The sequence below is a fragment of the uncultured Fibrella sp. genome, from assembly GCF_964250085.1.
In the GTDB taxonomy this organism is placed as follows: Bacteria; Bacteroidota; Bacteroidia; order Cytophagales; family Spirosomataceae; genus Fibrella.
Genome location: NZ_CAXUEC010000003.1, coordinates 258303 through 281871 on the forward strand (window position 1 = coordinate 258303; position 23569 = coordinate 281871).

Below are 23569 nucleotides of genomic sequence, written 5' to 3' on the forward strand. Positions count from 1 at the left end.
ACCTTATAGGGTTGGGGTTCCCCGGTCGATCCGGTATTTGATCAGCGTCAGCTCCTGACCCATACCGCCGGTATCGTCATACTGACTAATGATGGCCGCACCGAGCGATTCGGGAATTTTACGGCTGGCCATGTTGCGCGAATCGACGGGGTAAATCAGGTATTCGTACGGAATATGGTCGTCGGCCCATCGTTTCAGCGTGTGAATAGCCTCGCGTCCGTAGCCGTGCATATGCGCCGACTGCTTCACCCAGATACCAAATTCCGGTCGCTTGTCGGCCAGTTTATGCAGGCCTACACAACCCAGAAAATCGCCCGACTGCCGGTCGGTGATCACCATGCTCAGGCTGTACCCTTCCCGGTTACCTGCTCTAGCTGCCTCGACAAAGGCCTCTGTTTCTGATCGCTCTGTAGCCGGACGCGGGTGCATGTACGTGGCTACTTCCGGCGTGAATTCCCGAAAGATCAGATCGGTATACGCATCAGTGATGGGCAGCAGGCGCAGCCGTTCCGATTCAAGAATGAGGGTAGACAGGTCAGTAAACATAAGCGTATGGTATGCTCCGGGCGTTTTACGAAGATACGCGATCAGGCTTTCTACCAACGTACCTGAGTTGTGTAAGGCGGACTTCAGTCCGCATTTTTTTACTCTAACAAGCGGACTAAAGTCCGCCTCACAGTAGCAACGATGCCAGACAGAATACATCGACCACCCAAAGGCCAACCGGTATTTCCTCGCGTTTGCCTACGGCTAGTTTAATCACCGTCCAGCTTAGAAAGCCCCAGATAATTCCCTGTGTAATGGAATAGCTGAATGGAATCAGGACCAGGGCCAGGAAGCACGGAATCGCCTCGTCGAGGTTGGTCCAGCGAATGCGGGTGACGGGCTGGATCATGAACGTACCTACGAGCACCAGCGCGGGGGCCGTAGCCAGACTGGGAATCACCGAAAGCAGGGGCGACAAAAACAAAAAAGGCAGAAATAAACAGCCCGCCACAATGGCAACCAGCCCCGTTCGACCGCCCTGCGAAATGCCCACCGCCGACTCGATATAGGCTGTACCTGGACTGGTGCCTAACACGCCCGCCAGCGTTGTCGCTACGGCGTCGGTCAGCAGCGACCGGTTCAGGTGTTGCGGCTCGCCTTGCTCGTCATGCAGCCCGGATGCTTCGGCAACACCAACGAAGGTGGAAATACTGTCGAACAGATCAGTGAAAGCAAAGGCGAAGATGACCGGCCCGAGTGACCACTTTAACGAACCCAGCAAATTGAGTTTCCCGATCAGGCTGAAGTCAGGGGCTGAAAACAGACCTTTCCAGCTAACCAGCGTGGCCTGCCCGAAATTGACGGCCGATGCATCGCCCCACCAGCGACCAATGGGCCAGGCCAGCGCGGTGGTCAGGGCGATACCCAGAATAATGGCTCCCGGCACCCTGCGGGCTACCAGTGCGGCGGTAAGTAGCAGGCCAACCAGGAACGTGATGATCACCGGATCGCGGAAACTGGCCATTTGTACCAGCGTAACAGGACTGGCGATGATAAAATGGGCGTTCTCGAAACCGATGAGCGTGATGAACAGACCGATACCCACCGAAATAGCGTACCTGAGTGGTTTTGGAATAGCATGGACCAACGCCGTCCGAACATTGAAAACGGTCAGCAGCAGAAACAGAACACCCGCCCAGAAAACGGCACCCAGCGCCACTTCCGGTGCAATGCCCATGCCTTTTACGGCCGAAAACGTGAAGAATGCATTTAGCCCCATGCCCGGTGCTACCACAATCGGGTTGCGGGCGTACAGGCCCATCATCAGGCTACAAAAAAACGAAAGCAGCACCGTAGCCGTGACAACGCCCGAAAAAGGCAATCCACTCTGGCTCAGAATGGCGGGGTTGACCACAATGATGTACATCGTGGCAATGAAGGTCGAAATCCCCGCCAGAATTTCGGTCTTGGTAGAAGGGCTGATAGGAATCAAGGTTAGTGTAAAGTCCAATGTCTAACGGCCAATAACCGTCAACGTTTACAGCGTGTCGAGTGCGCCTTTCATAGCTTCTAACTGGCGTTTTTTCTGAAGAACTTTTGGCGAAGCGACTCGTTCGCGGCAGTCGAAAATACCGCAGCGTTCGCAGGCTTCGTTGACTACACGGTGCGGAATGCCCGCCTCCGGGTTGGTCAGGAACCGCATTTTACTGCGCAGGGTATCATTGACGGCGAAACACATCGATACGCTCATGTTCTGCCCCGCGCTGCCATCCGAACGATCGGAGCGATGCGGGTGGGCAACAGACACGATCAGGAACGTCTGACCCGTATCGGCATAAGTAGACAGTTGTGCCCGGCAAAGTGACCCGTCGAAATCTTTATGATGCTGCAAAAAGCCTAGCTCCTGTAAACTCGTCAGCGCGACCCACCGGCGGCAAAAATGCTCGTCGACCATACCGCGTGGCCCCTGCTGCCGCGAGAGGTGCATCTCTTTGGTGAGCGCAAATGTGGTCTGGCCGGGCGTATGGTTGAATCGGTAGAAGAAGAGTTGGTCGATGCCAAAATCGCGCGGCAAAATGTTGCTGAGGCGATAAAAAAAACGTTCAGGCGTTGCCTTGAACTCGTCGATAATGGCCAGTAAGGCTTCGTTGCTCCAGGTTTCGCGGGCGAAGAGTTCGTTCAGGCGGGTCACCATTGTGTCGCGGCGAATCAGAACGGCACCGGCAAAATAAGAGGCTTTGTAATTGTTCAGGATCTGCTCAAACGACTCCGCTTCAACGTAAGCATAGGTGTACGGGCGGACTTTCAGGTTGAGGTAATGAAACCCGACTTCGCGCGCCAGCACATACGCCCGTTGCGGTTCGGAGAGGGTCGAATTCAGGTGTAACGTGCGTGATTCGGGCCGGTAAACCGACCGCAACGATGCCAGCGCAGGCTGCTGAACCGGGTCGAAAAACGTCAGCGTAACGGTGTAGCGGGTCTTGAGCAGGTTGGTGAGTAAGGCTGAATCGGCGGGCTGCCCCGGTGACGCAAACTCCTGAAGAAAGCGGCTGGCGTCGGTTTCAATCTCTTCAAAATGATTGTCATTAATTTCCTGATACGAGCGTAACATGGTTAGGTACAGTCGTTCAACACTCATATTATAGCTCAGGGCAATGTCCATGAACGTGCGGATCATGGCACTTACCTTGTCGGGTGCACCGGCCAGTAGATCGAGCAGATCAGACGGGTCGATGCCGAACAGTTCGAGCGGAATCTCGGTCAGGAATTTTGAGCGGAGCAGGTCGGCGATGGGGGCCAGCTTCTTGTTGACTTTTAGCGAAACCAGGGTGTCGTAGTCAACATCAAGTGCCTTTGCCAGCCCCGAAATCTTATCGGCTTTGGGGTATTTGCGCCCTTTTTCAATCTCTGAGATATAGGAGATCGCCATCCCCGACCGCAGGGCCAGTTCACTCACGGAGATACCTCTTTCCTGGCGGAGTTGACGAAGTTTCAGCCCAAAGAGCAGGCGAATATGATCAGAAGAAAGCGACACGGAAACGGATTTAGACTTGTAAAGATAACATTCTCCAGCGGATGCCCCATAGCCGGGCCGTTGGGGCCTATTCGCGAAACAAAACACCCCGTTTGGTTCTCTTAAGTGAGAGACCGGCATAGGCTGGGCTAACAGACTGTCAACAGATTCTTTAAATCTATGGAACAAGAGGTGAAACGTCCCGAAAGCGACGAATTGAAAAGTGAAGTGCAGGATTTTCCCGCCATTCAGGCTAAAATGACGCCCGAACCGCAGAGTGAGTTGACGAGCTACAACGCCGCCGGAAAACTGGCCGGTAAAGTGGCTGTCATCACCGGTGGCGACAGTGGAATTGGCCGGGCTGTTGCGGTTGCCTACGCCAAAGAAGGAGCCAACGTGGCCATCGTCTATCTGGCCGAAGAACAGGAAGACGCCGAAGAAACGAAGCGGTTAGCCGAACAGTTTGGTACGAAATGCCTGCTGATTCCGTCAGACGTTCGGAGCAAAGAAAAATGTCAACAGGCTGTTGATCAGACGGTAAAAGAGTTTGGTAAGCTGAATATTCTGGTGAACAACGCGGCCTACCAGCACATTGTTGAAAAAATTACCGACATCACCGAAGAGCAGCTCCGCCGTACATTCGATACCAATATCCTCGGTTATTTCTTCATGGTACAGGCCGCTTTGCCGCATCTGCACGAGAACGATGTGATTATTAACACGGGCAGTATCGTTGGTAAAATGGGTCAGCCCAAACTCGTCGATTACGCCTCCACGAAAGGGGCCATTCATGCCTTCACCATGTCGTTGGCCACGCAGTTGGGTGAACAGAAGATCCGGGTCAACGCCGTACTGCCGGGTCCGATTTACACCCCGTTTCTGCCAGGTGCCGGTATGGGACCAGAAGGCGTTGCGGAAGCCGCCAGTAAAACTATTCTGCAACGTCCCGGTCAGCCTGATGAACTGGCGCCCGCCTACGTGCTGCTGGCATCGAGCGATGGGTCGTATATCACTGGCAGCCTGCTGGACGTGAACGGTGGAAATGCCTAGTTGAGGTAACTAGTCAAGTCAGTAAGAGCCGGCTGAGGCTTCGTGCCTTGGCCGGATTTTTTATGGCCTAGTCGCCCCCACCACAACCCCCACCGCACCCGCTGGCGGAACAGCCGGAGTCACCCCCGCTATCGCCATGCCCGCCATCACCGTGGCCGTGGCTATGCCCGTCGCCCAAATCGGTGGAGTCGATGAAAACTCCGTCGCCTCCATCCGCGTCAGACCCTTTTCGATAGGATGTAAACTCTGAGGCTAGACTGTAGATGAGCAACGCAACTACTGAGCCACCAATGACCAGGGCCAGCAACGAACTGCCCACTGCCTGAATGAAAAGCCCGGTGATAACAAGCAGGCATAGGCCTAATGGGATTGTTTTGGCACGTACCCAGGCTGGTTTTCGAATAATCCAGTTCATGCGCCGGTTGACCCGCTTAAAGTCGATATCCGAAAAACGTTGCTGGTTATCCTGCCAGATGTCGGCGGGGGGAGGCGTGCCAAAATAGTGGCTATATAACGCCTGACTATGGCTGTACATGCCGTTGAACTTCTGCCCTTCACTGGCTCCGCCTTTGGTCGGATTATGGTGAATATCCCGCCCGAGCGTGTGCTGGCAAAGGTCGATCCAGTATGATTTGGTGTAGGTCAAGTGCAGGTGCCAGGCCTGGTCGACGGGGTCGGAGGGCGTAACACCGGTGGGCGTGACGCAGCAGAGGAAAAGGAATCTGCGGTACTCCTCCATCACGCGTTGCGTATAGGCGGTGGTCCAGCCGTTTTCGCGGGACAGTCGAGCCGCAAAGGTGAGCCGGGTATCGGCACCATCGATGGCGAAGGTGCTGAGTTTGGTCCAGAGGGCCGCTTCGTCTCCAGACATACGATTGGTTATCGTTATCATATCTACCGAAAAGTTAAGGTAGTAGGTCGGTAGAAGTCAAGCCAGCCTCATTAAGAAATTGTGATCAATTCCCTACCTGCCAACTGGAAGCGTTGTCCATTCTTTCTATCAATCACAGACAAATAAATAAGTCCCTGTAAGTGCTCAATGGCAGCCTCTGCCTACTAGCACTAGTTTCGCATACGTAGTCTAATAAGTATATATATTCTGGGCGCTGATACATAATTTGTTCTAAGGATCTACCGAATAGTAGATATAATATATAGCGACTATTATAAATATGTTTCTTCGTTCTCGATTATCAGCCTGGCTAATTTGAATTGAATACAACTAGTGATTACTACGTCGTTATCTAACAACTTCGTAAAGCTACCTATGTAGTGGCTAAAGAAACAGGATGAAGTGACTTACTTGTTTGTAGAATCTAAACTAAGGGTAATATAAGTTACTGTAGTTAGTTGTCTGATAATCAAAAGGCGGTGTATTTCTAGTCTTAAACCCTATATTTCTTATGGAACCTTTTATCGGTCAAATCTGCCTGTTCGGCTTCAATTTTGCACCCAAAAACTGGGCGTTTTGTAATGGTCAATTGATGTCTATCGCCCAGAATTCGGCGCTCTTCGCGCTGCTGGGAACAACCTATGGCGGCGATGGCGTAAACACGTTCGCATTGCCCGATCTCAGGGGCCGGGCTGCCCTGCACTTTGGCTCCGGCCCAGGCCTGACGCCCCGGCAGATGGGCGAATCGTCGGGTTCCGAAAACGTAACGCTGCTCTCCAGCCAGATGCCCGTGCATAACCACTTACTGATGGTTTCAGCGCAGATTGGTACAGAGGCTAGTCCCACGGGAAATGTAGTGGCGACACCTATAGGTACGGTAGATACGGATGGCACCAATGTGTCTGTCAAAGCCTACAACCCCACGCCTAACAGTACGGCTTATCCACAGGCTATTGGGATGGCCGGCAGTGGCCAGTCGCATCAAAACATGCAGCCTTATCTGGTAATGAACTATTGCATTGCCCTCACTGGCATCTTCCCAAGCAGGGGGTAGGTAGCGGCAACTGATCTGTATTAGCGTGAAGGCATTGCTCCTTGTACAAGGAGCAATGCTGTTTTTATTTTCACCACACACCAGTCAAGGTAACTATCGTTGACTTCTCATTCATGAAAACTACTTACGCGCGTAATTCGCTTGTTGGGACATGGCGACACATAACCAGTGGGCAGAGTTGTAGAGCGTTGTTAATCAGGCGGATGGTTATCGTATACTTTGTGTGTCTGGCTGGGTTAGGGCCGGTTAAAGCGCAGATATACTATTTGCTGAATGATAATAATGCCACAACCAGAACTGATCAGTTTAGAAAAGTAAATGCCGATGGAACAGGCGACGCATTGATTGCCACCAATTTTGCCGATTCGCCCCGATACATCGCCATCGACAAAGCCAACAACCGGGCCTTTATTACCGAAGCCCGGGCCAATGTTTCACCCAGGATTTATACCGTTAACCTGACCACCGGAGCCACCTCGACATTTCTGACATCTACGAGTACAGTTACCGGGTTAACGCTTGATGCCACCAATAATTATTTGTACTACGTGTTGTCTGATGCGCAGTTTGCCACGAATATCGATCAGTTGCGGCGCATCAATCTGAACGGAACAAACGACGTGTTGCTGGCTAGTGGTTTCGAAAACTCGCCGGGGCCACTCGCACTCGATTTGGCCAATAACCGCTTGTTTGCGGTCGATTTACGGGCTACAGCGCCTAAAATCCTGTCTGTTAATCTGACAAATAATGCGGTGACTACGTTGGTTAGTTCAACGAGTGTAGTGAACGGTATAGCGGTTGATGCCACCAACAGCAAGCTCTATTACGTATTTACCGATAGCCAGGTTAGCTCAACGGCAGATCAGTTGCGCCGGATTGGCTTCACCGGAACAGGCGACCAACTGGTGGCCAGTGGCTTTGTCAACGCACCGGGTGATATAGCCATAGACGATGCCAACGATCGTGTTCTGGTATCTAATATTCAGGCCAATACACCCAGAATTTATGCCGTCGACCGAACAAGCGGAACCGCCTCTTTACTCTTTACGCCTCCCGGTACGGGCTCCTACACCTTATCCGGGCTGGCTTTTTCGCCAACAACGCCCCTGCCCGTCACACTACGCTATTTTGGGGGCCGAATGGTCGAGAGTAGCGCGGTACTGAATTGGGCCACTTCCCAGGAGATGAACGCCGCTGGGTTTACTATCCAGCGGAGCCGCGACGCCATTGGATTCGAGGCAATCGGTCAAGTGCCATCACAGGCTCCAGACGGCACTACGGCCACTGCCCAGGCCTATACCTTCACCGATACACAACCGCTTCCGGGAATTAACTATTACCGGCTGGAACAGAAAGATCGGGACGGGACGAGGGCCTATAGTAAGATCATTGCGCTGAGTCGCGAGAATACGATGCCGGTTTTGTACCCGAACCCCACGTCGACTACTGGTCTGCTAACACTGGAGCCCGCTGTACCCTACACCCGGTATGAGCTACTCGATATGTCGGGCAAGGTGATTCAGTCGGTTGATGAGCCCGGTGAACTGAGCCAGTTGTCCGTATCGACCCTATCAACCGGCAGTTATGTACTGCGTTTGCAAACCTTGACCGGGCAGCAGGTTTTTCGGTTTGTGAAGTAACGGCGGCCTCAGTAAACCCTGGCCAATAGCTTCTGATTATCCCGTTTGTTGCGTTCAGGCCACGCCCCAAGCGGGTCAATGACGATCGTTACAGCGTCGGGATGTGCGGGTAGCCAGTCTACTTTATCCGTTCGGCCGTCTGTGTTGGCCAGGATCAGTTGTCGATAAAGTACCCGGCCGTGGGCGTTTAGCAACACAACTGGTACATAGTCGTTTAGTAGCTGTTCGCTGGAACTGCCTGCCCGCTCATGGCTAAATTTGTGCGCCCGAACATGAACCGAAATACGGTCGGGGTACGTACCTAGCTGGCCGATTCGGAAATCGAAGGTTGGCTGTTCGCTCAGATACGTTGTCAGGTACGTTAGCGAGTCGGGCAGTGCCTTCGCCAGGTCCTGATCGAAAGAGGCAGGCTGTGCTTTTTCGTGCGCCCGAATAAACTGCCCGATCTGTTGGCAAAGCTGTTCATGCCCCCACACTTCACCCACGCAGGTCAGCGATAGCGGACCACGTACTGTCAGTAGGTCGGCTCCGGATACGGTCTGTCGGCTCTCCAGCTTGCGGCAGGTACGTTGCAGGCGGGTCAGTTCGGTGGTGAGCCACCCATCGCCACGTTGCCGTTGTATAACCCGAAGGGCCAAATAATCGGGTAAGCTTTGGGTGATAAATGTGTCGCCGGTGATTCGTTGCCCAACCCAGTGGCGTAATAGCGTTCGGGCAATGGTGATGTCCACCTGTCCGGCATCATCGGGAGAGCGTATGTCGGTCAGCCAGCCGTCGCGCTCGCTTAAGTCAATACTCATTGGCGACGCTGAACGGGTGGGTTGGTAGAACGGCACTTCGGTAATGGTCAACTCTGCTTCGGGGAACGTACCCAGCCAGGCGTTTCCCAGCGTCAGCGTTCGGGCCACGATAGCCTGTAGCTGCCCGAGATTCTGATCATGAACATAGTGATACCGAATAGTAACCGGCCGGTTAGCTACCAAAACCCGCTGCGTCGCCTGCCGATAGCCGATCGGTACGGGTGCAGGCACCACTGCTCTTTGTTGGGGCTGATTGACAGGGAATCGCAGATAAAGTTGAGTAACCAGTACCCCCACCGTAACCGCCGTTAGCCAGGCCACATAACCCGGTTTCAACGATGCGCGCCACCGTTGGCCAATCGTCTGAACAGACACCACCACGCCCCGTTGCCCCAGGCCACTTGCCAGCAGGAGTAACAACAGGGCGACCATCGACCACATGGCCGCATACACCCAGCGTATTGAATCCAGATTGCCATAGCCGGTTACTTCAGAATACTCCCACGAATTTGGCAGGCTACTATAGAGTGAAAACCATACGCCGTTGAGGCCAGTCTGATCGACTGCCAGCAGAAGTAACATCACGGTTGCCGAGGCTAGCTGTCCAGGCATCCGGTTCGGTATAACTGTCTGGATCAGAAAGGCCAGTGCTATAAGCTGGGCGTAACGCAGCCACCCGTCGAGTAGTAAATCCGTTGCATATAACGACCAGTCAACAGGCGTTTGGCCATTCAGGAGTTGTATGGATAAGCCAGTTAGAAACAACGTACCTGTGAGTAGTGCGGCCACACCCAGCATGGCCCCGTATTTTGCCAGCAGGAGCAACCAACCCGGTTGTGGCGTTGCATCAACCAGTGGCCACATGCCCGAACTGCGTTCACGGTGGAGTAATTCGCCCGAAAAAACAGTCAGGAATAAACCAATAAACAGTAGAAGCGGCAGACGAACGTAGGTCATGCGGGACGTAAACGGTAGCAACCGCTGACCCGTCTCGTTCAGATTGCCAAGCCCGGTGGCGTAGCCCAGAATTGCGAATGCCAGTAGCAAGGCCACAACCATAAACGCCGGCTGGCGAACCACGTACAGAAAATCTCGTCGGGCGAGTTGGCAGATCAATTTCCACCAGGCGCGGTTGGTAAATTGGCGGTGAAGCGTCGGTAGGGTATACTGCCCGCTGGTCGCCGCTGTGCCGGTCTGTTTGGTGCCAGCAACCGAACTGTGCGCGGCCCGGTTCGTCTCGCGGCTCGCCCAGTACTGAAACGTCAGCCGGTCGGCCGCCCTGACAATGAGGCCACCGCTCAGGCCAAGCCACAGCAACCGGTTGATCAGCAGCAGATCAGGAACCGGCAACGTACCTGCCCACTGCTCGGCCGGTGTTTGCTGGCTCAGGGCTTCGCGAATCAGCACATGCCCGAACGGGTCGAGTAGCAACAGCAGGTCATTATCCAGAACCGTGTGTTCGCCGAGCCGGAACAGCACCTGCCCCACAACCAGCACCAGCAGGGCAACATAAGCACCCGCCATTCGCTGAAAAAAGGCCGTTAGCGCGTAGGCTAAACAGACGACAATCAGCAGATTAGGCAGTAACAGCAGAACGAATGAAAGGAGCAGGGCCGCGCCGGAAAAGGGGCCTGCTGGTGTGGTAACCCAGACTGGCAACAACAGTACACCCACAACAGCACCCGTCGATAGCAGCAGGCACGTACCCAGTACCCCCGTTAATTTGCCCGCAAAATAAAGCCGCTCATTCAGCGGAAGGGCATACAGGTAATCGCCCACCCGGTAGGTGCGATCCCGCAGTAGCGACTGCCCGGCGAGTAGCGCCGCTATGGCGGTAAGCAGCACGCCAACCGTCGAAAAAACGCTGAAAAACAGACCCGGCGAATTCGAGTACAGCAAACCCGCCGCTTCTTCGTTGACCGCCTGCTGGCCGTACAAAAATCCCTGTGCGACGATCAATCCATAAAAGAGATAGAAAACGGGTTGGTTGATGTGATACCGCAACTCAAAACGGGCGATGTGCCAGAACGTGTGCATCGAGTAGGAGTGAAGGGTGGACATTGGTCGTTGGATGCTGGATAGGAGCTGATGAAATAGCCAACGGTTAGCCGGCAACCAACGTCCACACAAGATGGCGAAACCCAATGTGTTTTCAAGCTGTTACCGGGTAAATCTCCCCGCCAAGTAACAGACTTCATGCTTCATGAAACCGACTATCCAGGACCTGCACGAATCAGGTCAGTATCGCCTTGTCGAAACGTTTAAAATCGACGAGATGACGCAGTTTCTCGCCCGCGAGCTTGGGCTGTCACCGGCTTTCAACTCAACAGGTAACCCTGATACCCCCGGAACCAATGGGCCGACATCGGCGCAGAAACCCAAAAACTGGCTCCGCATCGCGCTCGTTATGGCTGTGTCGATGGGCCTGGGCTGGATTGTCGGCGCGGGTATCTCGAGTTGGGTATCCGTAGGTACGCTGGCCATCGGCAGCCAGCAATTCCTGGCTGGATTGCTGGCTTTTGTTCCGCTGATCACGGTGCATGAGTTTATTCACGGCCTTTTCTTCAAACAGGTTGGGGCACCCCGCGTGGGCTACGGCTGGTCGTGGAAAGGGATGATGGCCTATGCCTATGCCCAGAATTACGTGCTGAACCTGCGCGAGGTTGCCTATGTGGCGGTTATGCCGTTTGTGTTCATCACGGCGGCACTATCAGTTGCCTGGTTTGTCTGGCCTCAATTTGCCATCACCTGGCTCACGCTGCTGGGCCTGCACACGTTTGGCTGCCTGGGCGATTTTATCCTGATCAACTTCTGGCGCAAAAACCAGCACCGGCAGCTCTTTACCTACGACGATGTTGAAAACGAAAGCCGGACCTATTACTTCGAACAACTCAGTACGGCTACCCCAAATCCTGGTACTGTTAACGTACCATCGGCCAGCAACGTACCTGGCAGCGTTGCCAGTTGAACGCTGCGAGCAGCCTGCTCCGCCGCCGATAAACCTACGTTGATAGGCGATCTGGTGAGGTTCTGCACTACCCAAACGATACCCTGCGCATTTTGCCGCCCAAACGAGACGATCCCTTTCTGACGAATACCGCTTAGCCGGAGACGACTGCGGTTGTCATTCAGCACCGGATGACTATTTCGGAAGGCAATCAGGTGCTTGTAATGCTGAACTAATGAATCGGGATCGGCCTGCTGTTGGGCCAATGGCCGAATCGTCCGGCTGGTGGAGTAGCGGGCGTGCATCCAGCGGGCGCGGGTTGGGTCTTGTTTCCCTACATTCCAGATGAACGGCTCGCGGAGGTATTCGTCGGGTTTCAGACCAAGCATTCCGATTTCTTCTCCATAGTATAAGTACGGATTCCCGGGCAGCATGAGCAACAGGTTTGCGGCAATTTTCAGTTTGTTTACATCACCCTTAAGTAAGCTGCCAATGCGGTTTTGATCATGATTCGACAGAATCAGGGCGTCGATAAACTGGTCGTTCACTTCACCGTAGGCCGACTGGGTTTCGTGCAGAAAGGCCATCACATCGTTGGCATCGTCGCCCTGCCGAATTATCTCTTCGAGTTCGAGGGCCAGATCGAAATTGAAGTTGGCCTGCAATCCCCGAAAATAAGGAGCCACTTTATTGGGCCGCGTCCATACTTCGCCAACCAGATAGGCTCCTGGTTTTGCCGCCTGAACCACCTGCCCGAATTCTTCCCAGAACTGATGGTTTTTGGGCTCCTCGGCCTCGCGGTACAGATGCCGGGCGGCATCGAGCCGAAAGCCATCGACGCCAACATCAGTCAGCCAGTAGCGAACGATCTTGTAAATTTCCTCGCGTAGCGGCTGATGGTCGAAATTCAGGTCGGGCATACCGCTCCAGAACATACCATAATATTTCTCCGTCTGTAGATCCCGCTGGTTACTACCCGGTGCGTAGTGCCAGGGGCTGCGCTCGTTGGAATCGGCCGTAATATCGCGGGTAGCCAGATTCCGGCGTTTAATCTCATCGGGCAGCATCCATTTATAGAACGCCCGATACGGGTTGTCAGGCCCTTTTGCTGCTTCCTGAAACCAGTGGTGTTTGATGCTGGTGTGGTGAATAACCAGGTCCATCAACACGGCGATATTCCGCTTGTGTGCTTCCTCGACAAGCCGACGAAAATCGGCCAGCGTGCCATACTCCGGGTCGATGCCGTAATAATCGGTGATGTCGTATTTGTGGTAAGTGGGCGAGGGGTTGATGGGCATGAGCCAGATGGCCGAAATGCCCAGATCGTGCAGGTAATCCAGCTTTTGGGTCACGCCATTCAGGTCGCCGATGTCATCGTTGTTGCTGTCGGCAAAGGCACGGACAAAGATTTCGTAGTGTACGCCGGTGGCCCCCACGCTAGTGGTGCCGATCGCAGGCGTATGGGTAAGTACTTCGGTGATCAAAATGAGAAGCGGTCATTGGTTCTAAACCTATAAGGTTTTCAAAACATTATAGGTTTGATTGGACACAAAAAAACTCGCCAAATCACTAGACTTGGCGAGTTTTTACAAACGGTACTTTTTACGTACTGGTTACTTCTTCGCGATTGCGATTTTAGGGGCATTTGCATTGGTGAAGTCGAGCGTGATATCATACGTACCTGCTGCGGCAACTTTAATATTGGCTCCGTTCAACTCGAGTGAACCGTTAGCTCCGTCGTCGCCGTAGTTAGTATCCCATTTATTATCAGCCCGCACCTTCATTTCGCCAACTTTTAATTTAACGCCAGTCAGCGTCCAAACACCGTCTTTGGTTAAATCAGGGCGGAACGCCTGATCTGGACCGTCCCAGCCGTTTGGTGTTGCATCACCTACCAAACCCCAGGCTTTTGCTGGAGTTACCGTATACTTTAGTCCGGTGGGCTTCAGGTCGGCAACAACCAGGTACGTGCCAGCCGTTGCAATTTTTACATTGTCGCCGCCTGCAACCAGTTTACCCGCTGTTCCGCCGTAATTGACAGCCCAGTCATTATTCTGACGAATTTTGATATCACCCACCTTTAAGGGCAAGAGCGCAAACCACTGATCCGTTGATGGATCGTAAGTCAAGTTCTGATCCGGGCCGTTCCATCCGTTCAGGGTGGCATCGCCAACAACGCCCCAGGAAAACTTCTCGATGGCATAAGTCAGCGCTGTTGGATTGAAGGTTACTTTATACGTACCCGCTGTTACTTTGAGGTTATCGCCATTCAGTGACAGTTTTCCGCCTGACCCACCGTAGTTAGTATCCCATTTATTATCCTGCCGAATCTTCACGTCGCCATCAACCAGCTTTACGTAGGCGACAAAAACGCTGGGAGTTTCCGTCTTGTAGAAAGGCTGATCTGGACCGTCCCATCCGTTGGCGGTGGCACTACCAACCAGACCCCAGGGAGAGCTCAGGTCGAGTCGGTCGAGGTAAGGCGTTGCTTTTACAGAAGCGAGTGCAGACGATAGCACTGTGCGACCACCCAGAGCCGACATTACTTTTACATCAACATCACCGGCTGTAGCGGGCGTAAGGCCCAAACCTAGCAGCAGGCTGTTCAACTCAGATGCTTTGAAGGTTTTCGATAAACCCGTTCCAACGGGAAAGGTAGCTGCTTTCGAGAAGTCGCCACCTTTCTTATCGATCATGATCGTGTAGTTGGCGGCGGCATTGTAGCCGTAATTGGGCTTAGGCCAGCTTATAGTCAACGCATCTTTGTCGGCATTGTCTTTAGTCAGCACAACCGTCGGCGCCGAAACGCTTACGACCGGCACCGCCGAAAAATCGAGGAGGAGTCTTTCTTCCTCTTTCTGACAGGCTGTAAACGCCAGCAATGCCGACGCTGCAACCAGAAAGCTTTTTAGTAACGATTTCATATCAATAGAGTTGATTGTTTAGAATTTTTCGGCCTTACCCCGCCCTAAAGGGAGCCTTGCTGACGCATTTCAGTTCCGCATTAACGAACGTACGCTAGCGCCAGCAAGGCTTCCTTTAGGGCGGGGAGTAAGGCCGGGTTTCTCTTAATAGCCTGAATTATTCTGCTTTAGTGTTGGGTTTGCCACCAGATCTGTTGCCGGAATCGGGTATAGATTAAAGCGGGCGTCTACAGCGCGACCTTCTTTAATGCCACCTTTGAACGGCCACAGGTACGTAGCTGTCGTGAACCGACCATACCGAATCAAGTCGGTTCGGCGGTAGCCTTCCCAGTACAGTTCGCGGGCACGCTCGGCCAGGATAAAATCGGTGTTGATCGTGGTCACGGTAGCTGCTTTGGCACGCGTGCGGAGCAGGTTTACGTAACTGATAGCCGTTGCCTGATCGCCACCTGTACCGCCGCGCAATACCGCTTCGGCGTAGGTCAGGTACATATCAGCCAGACGAATCAGCGGGAAGTCGGTATCAACAAATTGCTGGTCTGAAGCCTGCCCCCCGGTCGACTTAACGTTCGTGTATTTCCGAACGGCAAAGCCATCCGTGAACGTACCCAGGTCTTCCAGTTCACGTTTCTGGCCGTCTGTGTAGAACATGCCACGCTTGTCGGCCGTAGCCGATACGTCGGGGAACACATCAACCAGTTTTTGGGTCGAACGGATTCCGCTCCAGCCACCACTACCAACGCCATACGCCGCCGCCGACATGCTGCCGCCAACCTGCGCGTGTACCAGGAAGGTCATGCCGCCATAGGTCTGGGTACGTGTACCATCGAACGTGATCGGGAAAATGATCTCTTTCGAGATATTGTTATCTGCCGTAAACAGGTTCTGGTAGGTCGGTTCCAGTTTATAAACACCAGAATCAATCACTTTCTTTGTATAGGCGATTGCTTCAGTATACTTAGGCTGACCAATATACACCTCTGCGTTCAGGTACATCCGGGCCAGAATAGCCTGAGCGGCGGCACGGTCGGCGCGGCCATATTCGGCAGCACCCGGTGCAGCCAGTTCTGTTTCAATGGCTTTCAGCTCCGTTTCTACGTAGGTGAACAGCTCCTGACGAGTGGCCTGACGGGGGAGGAATGAACCTGGCGCGTCGGCTTCAGTCACAAACGGCACTGTTCCAAACAGGTCGATGGCGTGGAAATAGGCCATTGCCCGCAGAAAACGAGCCTCGGCCCGGTACGTTTTGGCATCCGTCGCATTCTGGCCGCTGATTCCCCGCTCGCTCAGTTTGGCATCAGACGTTTCCCGGATGAACTCGTTCGACAGTGAGATCAGGTAAAAAATCCGGTTGTACATCGCCGTGATAAAGCCATCACTCGATGTCCAGGTAATCTTGTTAATATCCTGAATCGTCCCGTCGTTCCAGGCAATCTTCGCCTCATCGGTTGGTAGCTCCTGCAATTTCCAGAGCAGGCGCATGTAGTTTGAGGTGCCCTCATCGATACCCGAAATATCAGGCTTACCCGAAGGTCCCTGCTGTCCGCTTACGGCTAGTGTGGCGTATAAACGAGCCAGCACCGGTTTGTAATTAGCGAAATCTTTATATACTGAAGCAGACGTTACTTCATATTTGGGTACGCGGTCGAGGTCATTGACACACGAGGTAGCCACCGCCATTGCGGCAACCAGCATACCTGCTTTTATTGTGAATTTGAACATGGTTCGATTTGTCGTTTAGAAGTCAAGATTCAGTCCCACAGAACCGACACGTGGACGGGGGTAAAAATTATTGTCGATACCACCCGAAATCTCGGGGTCGAGGCCTGAGTATTTGGTGATAACGAACAGGTTCTGGAAGGTTGCATTCAGGCGCAGGTTAGCCCGCGAACTCAACACCCGACCGAAATTGTAGCCGAAGTTCACGTTATCGAGGCGCAGGAATGATGCATTCTCCACGTAATAATCAGAGAAGAACTGCTGGGTCCGGAAGCGCGTATCCAGGATGTTTGTCGATCCGTTCGAGAGGAAATTCAGCGAATTTACCAGGCTTTGCGCGGTGCCTGTGTTTGAGCGCACGTTGTTGTACACGTAGTTACCCGCTGTGCCACGCAGTACGAAACCGGCGTTGAACTTGCCGAGCGTCAGGTTTGAGGTGAAACCAAACAGTTGTACCGGGTTAGCCGATTTGTACCGATACCGGTCATCAACAGTGATTGAGCCACTGTTGTTGGCATCCTGATACACGCCTTCGATTGGTTGCCCATTGGCGTTATACACCTGCCGGTTCACATAGAAGGTGTTGGTTGGGTAGCCTACTGTCTGAATCTGAATCGTGTTGCCCGTACCGCCGGCAATACCGCCTACCTGAATACCCGGATCGTTCGGCGTTGGCACCTTGGTCAGGTTCGTGATCTTGTTCTGATTGTAGGTATAGTTGAACCCTACTTCGAGTTTCAGGCCTTCGCGCTCAATCGGCGTTGTATTGATCAGAAATTCGACGCCCCGGTTTTGCAGATTACCCACGTTGGTCAGAATCTGGTTGGTCAGGTTTGAGCCTGCTGCCACCGGAATAACCGCCAGCAGGTCTTTCGTACGCTTGTCATACAAGTCGACGCTACCCGAAATACGCCCATCGAATAAAGCATAGTCTACCGCCGCGTTGATCGACTCTGTTTCTTCCCACTTCAGGTTGGCATCGTAGCCACCGGCCCGCAACGTACGGTAAAAGGTGTTGCCAAACTGATACTGGGCCGTTGGGTCTGAGATCAGGTACGTTGGCAGGTAGGCGTAATCACTACCCGGAATATCCTGTTGCCCCGTGATACCGTAACCAACCCGCAGTTTAAGCGCTGAAACCGTTTTCGAATCTTTCAGGAAGTTCTCGTCTTTCACACTCCACGAAGCACCCACCGATGGGAACCAGCCCCAGCGGGCCTGTGGGCTGAAGCGTGAGGTACCATCCCGACGAATCGTGGCAGTAACCACATACTTATCATTGAATGTGTAGTTCAACCGGCCGAAAAACGCGAGCAGTGTATATTGTGTACGGAATGGGTTGCCCGGTGGGTTAATTTCCTGGCCAGTGGCGATGTTATCGCCGTAGCTAGGCTGGTCACGGATGAAGTCCTGGTAGGAGTAACCACCCGTCAGGTCGATACGGCTCCTGATGCTTTTTACATCTTTTGTGTAGTTCAGGTAGAACTCCAGCGTTTTGTTGGTCCGTGTCTGCGAGTATTGGTTATTGGTACCCCCCGTCACGGCGTAGTCGCCCGTAATACCCGGACGGCCCTGCCCACGACCATAGCCTGCGGCTGCGTAGGCTGGTACGAAAATCTTCCCGTCAGACGATGACACATCCAGACCCAGGTTCAGGTTGGCGCGCAGTTCACGCAGGAACGGCATCCGGTAGTCGAGTTGAACATTACCGATCAGGCGATTTACCTGGCTGCGGTCGTCGCGGTTATAGAGCAGGCCAAGTGGGTTGCGCGTGGCTAAGTTATTGGGGCGGCCTGTGGTTGGGTCGAGCCATTCATAGAAACCACTGTAGTTCTGATTGCCACTTAAAACAGGCTTGGTTGGGTCGAAACTGGCGGCAGCACCAATAGCACCCTGATCGGCAAAGCGATTATAAATCAGCGATCCTTTGGCACTGACATCAACCCGCAGGTCATTGTTAAGAAACTTCGGCGATAGATTCAGAGAAACGGAATGGCGCTGGAAGTTCGACGTTTTCAGGATACCATTCTGCGTGGTGTAGCCGTACGAAATCCGGTAAGGAATATTTTTGTACGCCCCCGATACCGCCAGGTTATTGTCGCTGCTGATACCCGTCTGATAAATCTGGTCCTGCCAGTCGGTGCTGGTAGTGCCGCTGGTCAGCGAGCGTTGCTCCGGGGTAGTAAAACCTGTAGCCGGCGTTACGTCGTTGATCAGCGAGCGGAACTGGTCCGCATTCAACACCGATAATTTTTTGGCAATGCGTGAAATTGACAGTTGCGACGAGAACGTGATTTTTGGCGCACCCGTTGCTCCCTTTTTGGTCGTGATCAGGATAACACCGTTAGCGGCCCTGGCACCATAGATAGCGGCGGCTGAGGCATCTTTCAATACCGTGAAGGTCTCGATATCATTCGGGTTGATCAGGCTCAGTGGGTTCGACGCACCCGAGATTCCATTATTATCAACAGGTACGTTGTCGATCACCACCAGCGGATCATTGCTGGCGTTGAGGGATGATCCACCCCGAATACGGATGGTGCTGCCGCCACCGGGCTGGCCACTTGGTGGTGTAATGGCCACACCCGCCAGTTTACCGGCGATGAGTTGCTCAGGTGATACAATATTCCCCTTCTGAAATTCTTCCGATGAGATAGAGGCGATCGAGCCTGTCAAGTCTTTCCGGCGTTGTGTACCGTACCCCGTTACAACCACTTCCTGTAGTGATTTCGAATCATCAGCAAGTGTCACATTCACTGTTGTCTTGTTGCCAACGGCTACTTCTTTCGGAATTTTACCCACAAAACTGAAGACAAGTACGCCCGTTGAGGGAGCCTGAATGCGGAACGAACCAGTTGCATCCGTATTTGCTCCCTTCGTAGTGCCCTTCAGGGCGACGGTGACACCCGGTAAAGGCGACCCATCCACTTCTGTGACGGTCCCCGTAATTGTTTGGTCTTGGGCGAGTGCTGGAAGAGTTCCCAGTAGCACCAGCACCATAAACGCTTTAAGCGAACTAGTACAGATCGCCGCTGCCGTTTGGAAAAACCTTCTGACAAAGAGGTGATTCATAGGTTAACGTATTAATTGTTAAGTAGAGATTACATCTCAGTCTGACTGAGACAACTTTATCTTGCAAAAATAATATAATACTTACTCTCTGTCGTTCCAGTTTCTGGTAAGTGACGTATATGATTGTTATATAGGTTTTATCAGCCTTAATTAGCTGTTTTTGAGGTATTACGCATATGAAAAAGCGTACCACTTTTGAAAAGTGGTACGCCAAGTAGCTAAGTAAAGACAGAAAAAGTTGGGTTATTCTACGAGCTCAACACGTGTTGCGTGCATATTGAGGTACTCACTAGGTGTCTGATTGGTTAGCTTCTTAAAGGAGCGGTTGAAAGCGGTTTTAGAATTAAAGCCCACTTCGTATGCCATACTAAGCACGGTATAGGACCGAAACCTTGGATCGTTCAGCCGCCGTTTAAGCTCTTCGATCCGGTGGTAATTGATGAAGTCGAAGAAATTCTTTTGATACGCCTCGTTGAGAAGTTTAGATAATACATGCGGTGGAATTCGGAGGCGAACGGCCAGTTCTGCTAATGTCAGGTTGGGATTCGTGTAGGGCTTCTGACGTTTCATGTACGTGTCTACCTGTTCCCGAAGGGCGAGTATTGATTCTGTTGATTCTGAGGAGGAGGATGAAACGTTCTCCGGAAGTTCTGTTTGCTTGATTGGAAGTACCTGATCAACCGAAACAGGCGGCAGCTTGTCTTGTACAGGCGTCGCCGGATTAAGCTGATGGACGGTGAAACTTACATCTGGAAGTAGAGCGGGCTCTGGATCAGGCAGTTTGAAAATTTCTGGCTGATGAATGGCGTAGTAGCCCAATAGATAGATGATGCTCGAAAAAGTCAGCCAGATCACATCCACATTTTTTTGAGCAATTGAGAGTACCTCAACCTCAAACAGCAGGCCAACGGAGACGAGACCGTAGAAAAAGCACCAGAAACTTAGGCAAACGGCCTGTATCGTTAGCACCGTATTCAAATACCGTACCTGTGGCTCAGTTGAATGGCTCATCTGGTGGTGCTCCTGGTACGTTCGTACTGCCCGACGACAGAGCAACCAGTAGCTGAAATTATAGATCAAACCAATGAGGCCTGCCACCAGAAATAGACCAGAAAGCCAGGGGTCGCGATTGACGATCTTAAGCTGAAGCAATTTGTTGTCGGTCAACAGGTAGGGCATGTACACCCCAATTTGAATCAGCGACGGAACAAAATGCCGCCACCAGTCTGAGGCAGGCCGACTCGTATTGAAAAGTAGCCGACGCAGGTAGATGTAGAATATGGGCGCGTATAGAAATAAAATAAGATCGGGCAACAGTAATAACTTGGTGTAGGCCTGAGCTACATCACGGTAAGCGGCAACCGTTCTGACGAAAAGCAGAACAGAGGTTAAGCCCAGCAGCAAGACAAGCCATCGGTTAGCCGGGCGGTTATAATTTTGAATGCTGGGAATAGCAATTAAGAGCAGAAAACCCTGAAAAGCCGAAAAGAGCATTAGCAGGTCGTATATAGAATAAAAGTGGAACGTACCTGACAGATCTTCCCAGCTAAGAATGGCCAGATCAACGTCTATGGGAGTCTTGCTATCGGTACGGTACAGTACACGGTTGGGGCGGGCGTTGCCACTTTCTCTACCCTCAACCGATTCCCAGCTACCCCGTGTTACCTTGTACTCAAGCCGGGGTAAGTCAGATTGAATGGTAAGCTGATAAGACCCATCGAGCATGTGCTTGAACTGATAAGCCGGATGGGCCGAGTTCCACTTCACAAAATTACCGGAAAGGAATAACTGAGCATCATGAGGTGTATTTTCAGGAAGCTCTGTAACCACAAAATGATAGGTACGTACAGACGCCTGCCCCCATGCAGGCGCACTCAGGCCGACTACCCACCCTAACAGCCACAGAAGTAGCCGGGTTGTATTCATACGTTGATAAATTGACAGGCAGCAAGGCCTTGTATATAACATGTAGCCGCTCTCTGGTAAAATGAAAAGTTGACGTGTATTTCGCTACATTCTATTAACACTGCGTAGGGTATTTCCGTTACTAAAGTACGAATCTAACACTCAGCGAGATGAAAATTAATGTAGAAGAAGGACTGGATAAGCCATTCCTTACTGATGGTCGACACGAAGTCGAAATTACCAATATCGACGAAGGAACGAGTGAGTATAAAGGCATTCCATTCATTGCCTGTCGCTTTGAAAACGAGGAGGGATTCGTTACGCAGCGGTTTTATATTTCGCCCGCCGGAATGCCCATTCTAATGGAACTATGCCAGGCTGCCGATGTAAAAGCTGAGGCAAAGAAAGAACTGGATACGAGCCTGTTGCTGGGTAAAAAGATCTCCATCGAGGTAGGAGACTATACCTACAATGACCCGGAAACAGGTAACGAGCGTACGCTGAAACAGGCGTCGGCTTTCGAGCCACTGGTATAAGGTAATCACCTGTTTGCCAGAAAAGGAAGCGTATATTTGCCGGTGACTACACTATTGTCAGAGGTTGGCCTGCCCGGCCCCAGCCTCTGACTTTTTTTTGACTATGAACAAAGTAAAAATTCTATTAATCTGCTTTATGCCACTTATGGCAGCCGCACAGGGGCCAGTTTCAACCCGGCTTAGCTCGGGCCTCGACATTGGAACCGGGTTTCGACAGGAGCAAATAAGCCCATCCATCGCCTACTATCAGCTACTAAACGTAACCAGACAAAAACTACTATCACTCGGGTGGACGGCCACGTTAAGGGCCAATTATGCCAGTAACGTTGATTATATCACCGCACCGGCGAACCTGTCGCGTGGTGGCAAAACCGGTTTTTATGCACTTGGCGCACCGTTGATAGCCGGTAATCTGGATACGCTGCGGATGTCATCGGCCTCAGGTACGTCACTCAACCTGGGCATACGGGCTCAGATTCACCTTAAATATGTCGACATTGGCGCTACGGCCGACCTGCTTGGAATAACTATTGGCCGCAATCGCATAGGGCAGTACATCTCATCAACGGGTTCATTTGTTGTAGGTACGTCTGCTGCCGGTACCGACTCGACAGCCCGTTTCACCGGAGGCCACGTTAGCCAGACGGCCGCACCAACTATTGCCAATTTGCAATTACTGGGTGATAACTCCATTGGTACATTAGCAACCGAAGTGTATGCCCGAGTATTGCTCGGACAGCGTTTTGGCGTTAAGGTTGGTTACCAGTGGCTCATCACTGAATACACGGCATCGGTGAAAAATGTAGTCGATGATAATAACCGGTTCAGGAGTCGTTCGGGGCTAACCTACGTGGCCGTTACGATTCCATTTTTCCGGTAATTCGTTCAATTTATTTATGAGGACAGGCATCATTGTACTCGCAGCGGGATCGTCGAAGCGTTTTGGGGGTATTGCCAAGCAGTTGTTGACCGTAAATGGCACGTCGCTGATTCGTCAGGCTACCGAAACTGCGCTGGCAGCAAACCTGGGTGGCCCGGTGGTTGTGGTATTAGGCGATCGTCGTGAACAGATAGCGCCTGAACTGGACGGACTGGCCGTTACCCTGATCGATAACCCGACCTACAACGATGGAATAGCCTCGTCGGTGAAAATGGGCCTGGCCGGGCTGTTCTTAATGCAGCCTGACATCGACACGTTTATCGTAATGCCCTGTGATCAGCCATTTCTGACACCCGCTCTGCTCGGGCAACTCGTAGCGACGCAACAGGAGTCCGGGAAGGGGGTAGTGGCTACTCGTTTTGCCGAGCAGGTGCATATGCCTGCTTTATTTACGCGTCAGTATGCCGAACCGCTTTCGGAATTAACAGGTGACAAAGCCCCAAAATGGGTGATCATAAAACACAAAACCGACCTCGCTGAAGTCGGTTTTGAACCAGCCGCCATCGACCTCGATTTCTGGTCGCAGGTGGAAGCGCTGGAAAGCTAGGGCTACTAACGATTTGCGGTCTAAACGTCTACAGTTTAGACCGC

The 23569-nt window shown here is 52.5% G+C and carries 17 protein-coding genes; 7 read left to right on the forward strand and 10 right to left on the reverse strand.

Annotated elements, in window-relative coordinates:
- Positions 1-3: 3 nt before the first annotated feature.
- The 3 genes from ACFE8Q_RS10550 to ACFE8Q_RS10560 form a co-directional block, all read right to left on the reverse strand.
- Complete coding sequence (locus ACFE8Q_RS10550; RefSeq protein ID WP_375445354.1) at positions 4-546, reverse strand: GNAT family N-acetyltransferase; 543 nt, start codon at positions 544-546, stop codon at positions 4-6.
- A gap of 127 nt (positions 547-673) precedes the next feature.
- Complete coding sequence (locus tag ACFE8Q_RS10555) at positions 674-1912, reverse strand: NCS2 family permease (protein WP_375445953.1); 1239 nt, start codon at positions 1910-1912, stop codon at positions 674-676.
- Positions 1913-2023: 111 nt separating this feature from the next.
- Positions 2024-3520 (reverse strand): helix-turn-helix domain-containing protein, encoded by a 1497-nt coding sequence (locus ACFE8Q_RS10560; RefSeq protein ID WP_375445355.1) that lies wholly within the window; start codon positions 3518-3520, stop codon positions 2024-2026.
- A gap of 159 nt (positions 3521-3679) precedes the next feature.
- On the opposite strand from ACFE8Q_RS10560, the gene ACFE8Q_RS10565 reads away from it, so the two are divergent.
- Complete coding sequence (locus ACFE8Q_RS10565) at positions 3680-4549, forward strand: SDR family oxidoreductase (RefSeq protein ID WP_375445356.1); 870 nt, start codon at positions 3680-3682, stop codon at positions 4547-4549.
- 67 nt (positions 4550-4616) lie between these two features.
- On the opposite strand, the gene ACFE8Q_RS10570 is transcribed toward ACFE8Q_RS10565, so the two are convergent.
- Positions 4617-5420, reverse strand: a complete 804-nt coding sequence (locus tag ACFE8Q_RS10570; protein ID WP_375445357.1) for a glycine-rich domain-containing protein — start codon at positions 5418-5420, stop codon at positions 4617-4619.
- Between the two features lie 532 nt (positions 5421-5952).
- On the opposite strand from ACFE8Q_RS10570, the gene ACFE8Q_RS10575 reads away from it, so the two are divergent.
- Together ACFE8Q_RS10575 and ACFE8Q_RS10580 are read left to right on the forward strand one after the other, a co-directional pair.
- Positions 5953-6495, forward strand: a complete 543-nt coding sequence (locus ACFE8Q_RS10575; protein ID WP_375445358.1) for a phage tail protein — start codon at positions 5953-5955, stop codon at positions 6493-6495.
- Between the two features lie 113 nt (positions 6496-6608).
- Positions 6609-8135, forward strand: coding sequence for a T9SS type A sorting domain-containing protein (locus ACFE8Q_RS10580; protein ID WP_375445359.1), 1527 nt, complete (start codon positions 6609-6611; stop codon positions 8133-8135).
- A gap of 8 nt (positions 8136-8143) precedes the next feature.
- Here the strand turns inward: ACFE8Q_RS10580 and ACFE8Q_RS10585 are convergent, their stop codons facing one another.
- The gene (locus tag ACFE8Q_RS10585; RefSeq protein WP_375445360.1) at positions 8144-10996 is read right to left on the reverse strand and encodes an ABC transporter permease; all 2853 of its coding nucleotides are present in this window, start codon (positions 10994-10996) and stop codon (positions 8144-8146) included.
- Between the two features lie 142 nt (positions 10997-11138).
- Here ACFE8Q_RS10585 and ACFE8Q_RS10590 point away from each other — a divergent pair, with 142 nt between their 5' ends.
- A complete protein-coding gene (locus tag ACFE8Q_RS10590) occupies positions 11139-11903 on the forward strand; it encodes a DUF3267 domain-containing protein (protein WP_375445361.1) in 765 nt (254 codons plus the stop codon).
- Here ACFE8Q_RS10590 and ACFE8Q_RS10595 read toward each other — a convergent pair.
- From ACFE8Q_RS10595 to ACFE8Q_RS10615, 5 genes are all read right to left on the reverse strand, one after another.
- The gene (locus ACFE8Q_RS10595; protein ID WP_375445362.1) at positions 11813-13366 is read right to left on the reverse strand and encodes an alpha-amylase family glycosyl hydrolase; all 1554 of its coding nucleotides are present in this window, start codon (positions 13364-13366) and stop codon (positions 11813-11815) included. The genes ACFE8Q_RS10590 and ACFE8Q_RS10595 overlap by 91 nt on opposite strands.
- Before the next feature lie 129 nt (positions 13367-13495).
- Complete coding sequence (locus tag ACFE8Q_RS10600) at positions 13496-14806, reverse strand: SusE domain-containing protein (protein ID WP_375445363.1); 1311 nt, start codon at positions 14804-14806, stop codon at positions 13496-13498.
- Between the two features lie 144 nt (positions 14807-14950).
- Positions 14951-16528 carry a RagB/SusD family nutrient uptake outer membrane protein gene (locus ACFE8Q_RS10605; RefSeq protein WP_375445364.1) on the reverse strand — a complete coding sequence of 526 codons (1578 nt, stop codon included), beginning with the start codon at positions 16526-16528 and terminating at the stop codon, positions 14951-14953.
- A 15-nt stretch (positions 16529-16543) separates the two neighbouring features.
- A complete protein-coding gene (locus tag ACFE8Q_RS10610; protein WP_375445365.1) occupies positions 16544-19597 on the reverse strand; it encodes a SusC/RagA family TonB-linked outer membrane protein in 3054 nt (1017 codons plus the stop codon).
- 243 nt (positions 19598-19840) lie between these two features.
- Positions 19841-21523: a helix-turn-helix domain-containing protein gene (locus tag ACFE8Q_RS10615; RefSeq protein WP_375445366.1), complete on the reverse strand. Its 1683-nt coding sequence runs from the start codon at positions 21521-21523 to the stop codon at positions 19841-19843.
- A 149-nt stretch (positions 21524-21672) separates the two neighbouring features.
- Here ACFE8Q_RS10615 and ACFE8Q_RS10620 point away from each other — a divergent pair, with 149 nt between their 5' ends.
- The 3 genes from ACFE8Q_RS10620 to ACFE8Q_RS10630 all read left to right on the forward strand — a co-directional run bounded on the left by ACFE8Q_RS10620 (position 21673) and on the right by ACFE8Q_RS10630 (position 23525).
- The gene (locus ACFE8Q_RS10620; RefSeq protein WP_375445367.1) at positions 21673-22038 is read left to right on the forward strand and encodes a hypothetical protein; all 366 of its coding nucleotides are present in this window, start codon (positions 21673-21675) and stop codon (positions 22036-22038) included.
- Positions 22039-22141: 103 nt separating this feature from the next.
- A complete protein-coding gene (locus ACFE8Q_RS10625; protein WP_375445368.1) occupies positions 22142-22918 on the forward strand; it encodes a hypothetical protein in 777 nt (258 codons plus the stop codon).
- 16 nt (positions 22919-22934) lie between these two features.
- Entirely contained in the window at positions 22935-23525 is a 591-nt protein-coding gene (locus ACFE8Q_RS10630) for an NTP transferase domain-containing protein (RefSeq protein WP_375445369.1), read from the forward strand.
- The last annotated feature ends 44 nt before the right edge of the window (positions 23526-23569 follow it).

Bases quoted from the DNA above. Each gene is read 5' to 3' on its own strand.
- ACFE8Q_RS10580 (WP_375445359.1), top strand. From the start codon at position 6,609: ATGAAAACTACTTACGCGCGTAATTCGCTTGTTGGGACATGGCGACAC.
- ACFE8Q_RS10610 (WP_375445365.1), bottom strand. From the start codon at position 19,597: ATGAATCACCTCTTTGTCAGAAGGTTTTTCCAAACGGCAGCGGCGATC.
- ACFE8Q_RS10570 (WP_375445357.1), bottom strand. From the start codon at position 5,420: ATGTCTGGAGACGAAGCGGCCCTCTGGACCAAACTCAGCACCTTCGCC.
- ACFE8Q_RS10620 (WP_375445367.1), top strand. From the start codon at position 21,673: ATGAAAATTAATGTAGAAGAAGGACTGGATAAGCCATTCCTTACTGAT.
- ACFE8Q_RS10575 (WP_375445358.1), top strand. From the start codon at position 5,953: ATGGAACCTTTTATCGGTCAAATCTGCCTGTTCGGCTTCAATTTTGCA.
- ACFE8Q_RS10585 (WP_375445360.1), bottom strand. From the start codon at position 10,996: ATGTCCACCCTTCACTCCTACTCGATGCACACGTTCTGGCACATCGCC.
- ACFE8Q_RS10590 (WP_375445361.1), top strand. From the start codon at position 11,139: ATGAAACCGACTATCCAGGACCTGCACGAATCAGGTCAGTATCGCCTT.
- ACFE8Q_RS10625 (WP_375445368.1), top strand. From the start codon at position 22,142: ATGAACAAAGTAAAAATTCTATTAATCTGCTTTATGCCACTTATGGCA.
- ACFE8Q_RS10555 (WP_375445953.1), bottom strand. From the start codon at position 1,912: ATGTACATCATTGTGGTCAACCCCGCCATTCTGAGCCAGAGTGGATTG.
- ACFE8Q_RS10630 (WP_375445369.1), top strand. From the start codon at position 22,935: ATGAGGACAGGCATCATTGTACTCGCAGCGGGATCGTCGAAGCGTTTT.
- ACFE8Q_RS10565 (WP_375445356.1), top strand. From the start codon at position 3,680: ATGGAACAAGAGGTGAAACGTCCCGAAAGCGACGAATTGAAAAGTGAA.
- ACFE8Q_RS10550 (WP_375445354.1), bottom strand. From the start codon at position 546: ATGTTTACTGACCTGTCTACCCTCATTCTTGAATCGGAACGGCTGCGC.
- ACFE8Q_RS10605 (WP_375445364.1), bottom strand. From the start codon at position 16,528: ATGTTCAAATTCACAATAAAAGCAGGTATGCTGGTTGCCGCAATGGCG.
- ACFE8Q_RS10600 (WP_375445363.1), bottom strand. From the start codon at position 14,806: ATGAAATCGTTACTAAAAAGCTTTCTGGTTGCAGCGTCGGCATTGCTG.
- ACFE8Q_RS10615 (WP_375445366.1), bottom strand. From the start codon at position 21,523: ATGAATACAACCCGGCTACTTCTGTGGCTGTTAGGGTGGGTAGTCGGC.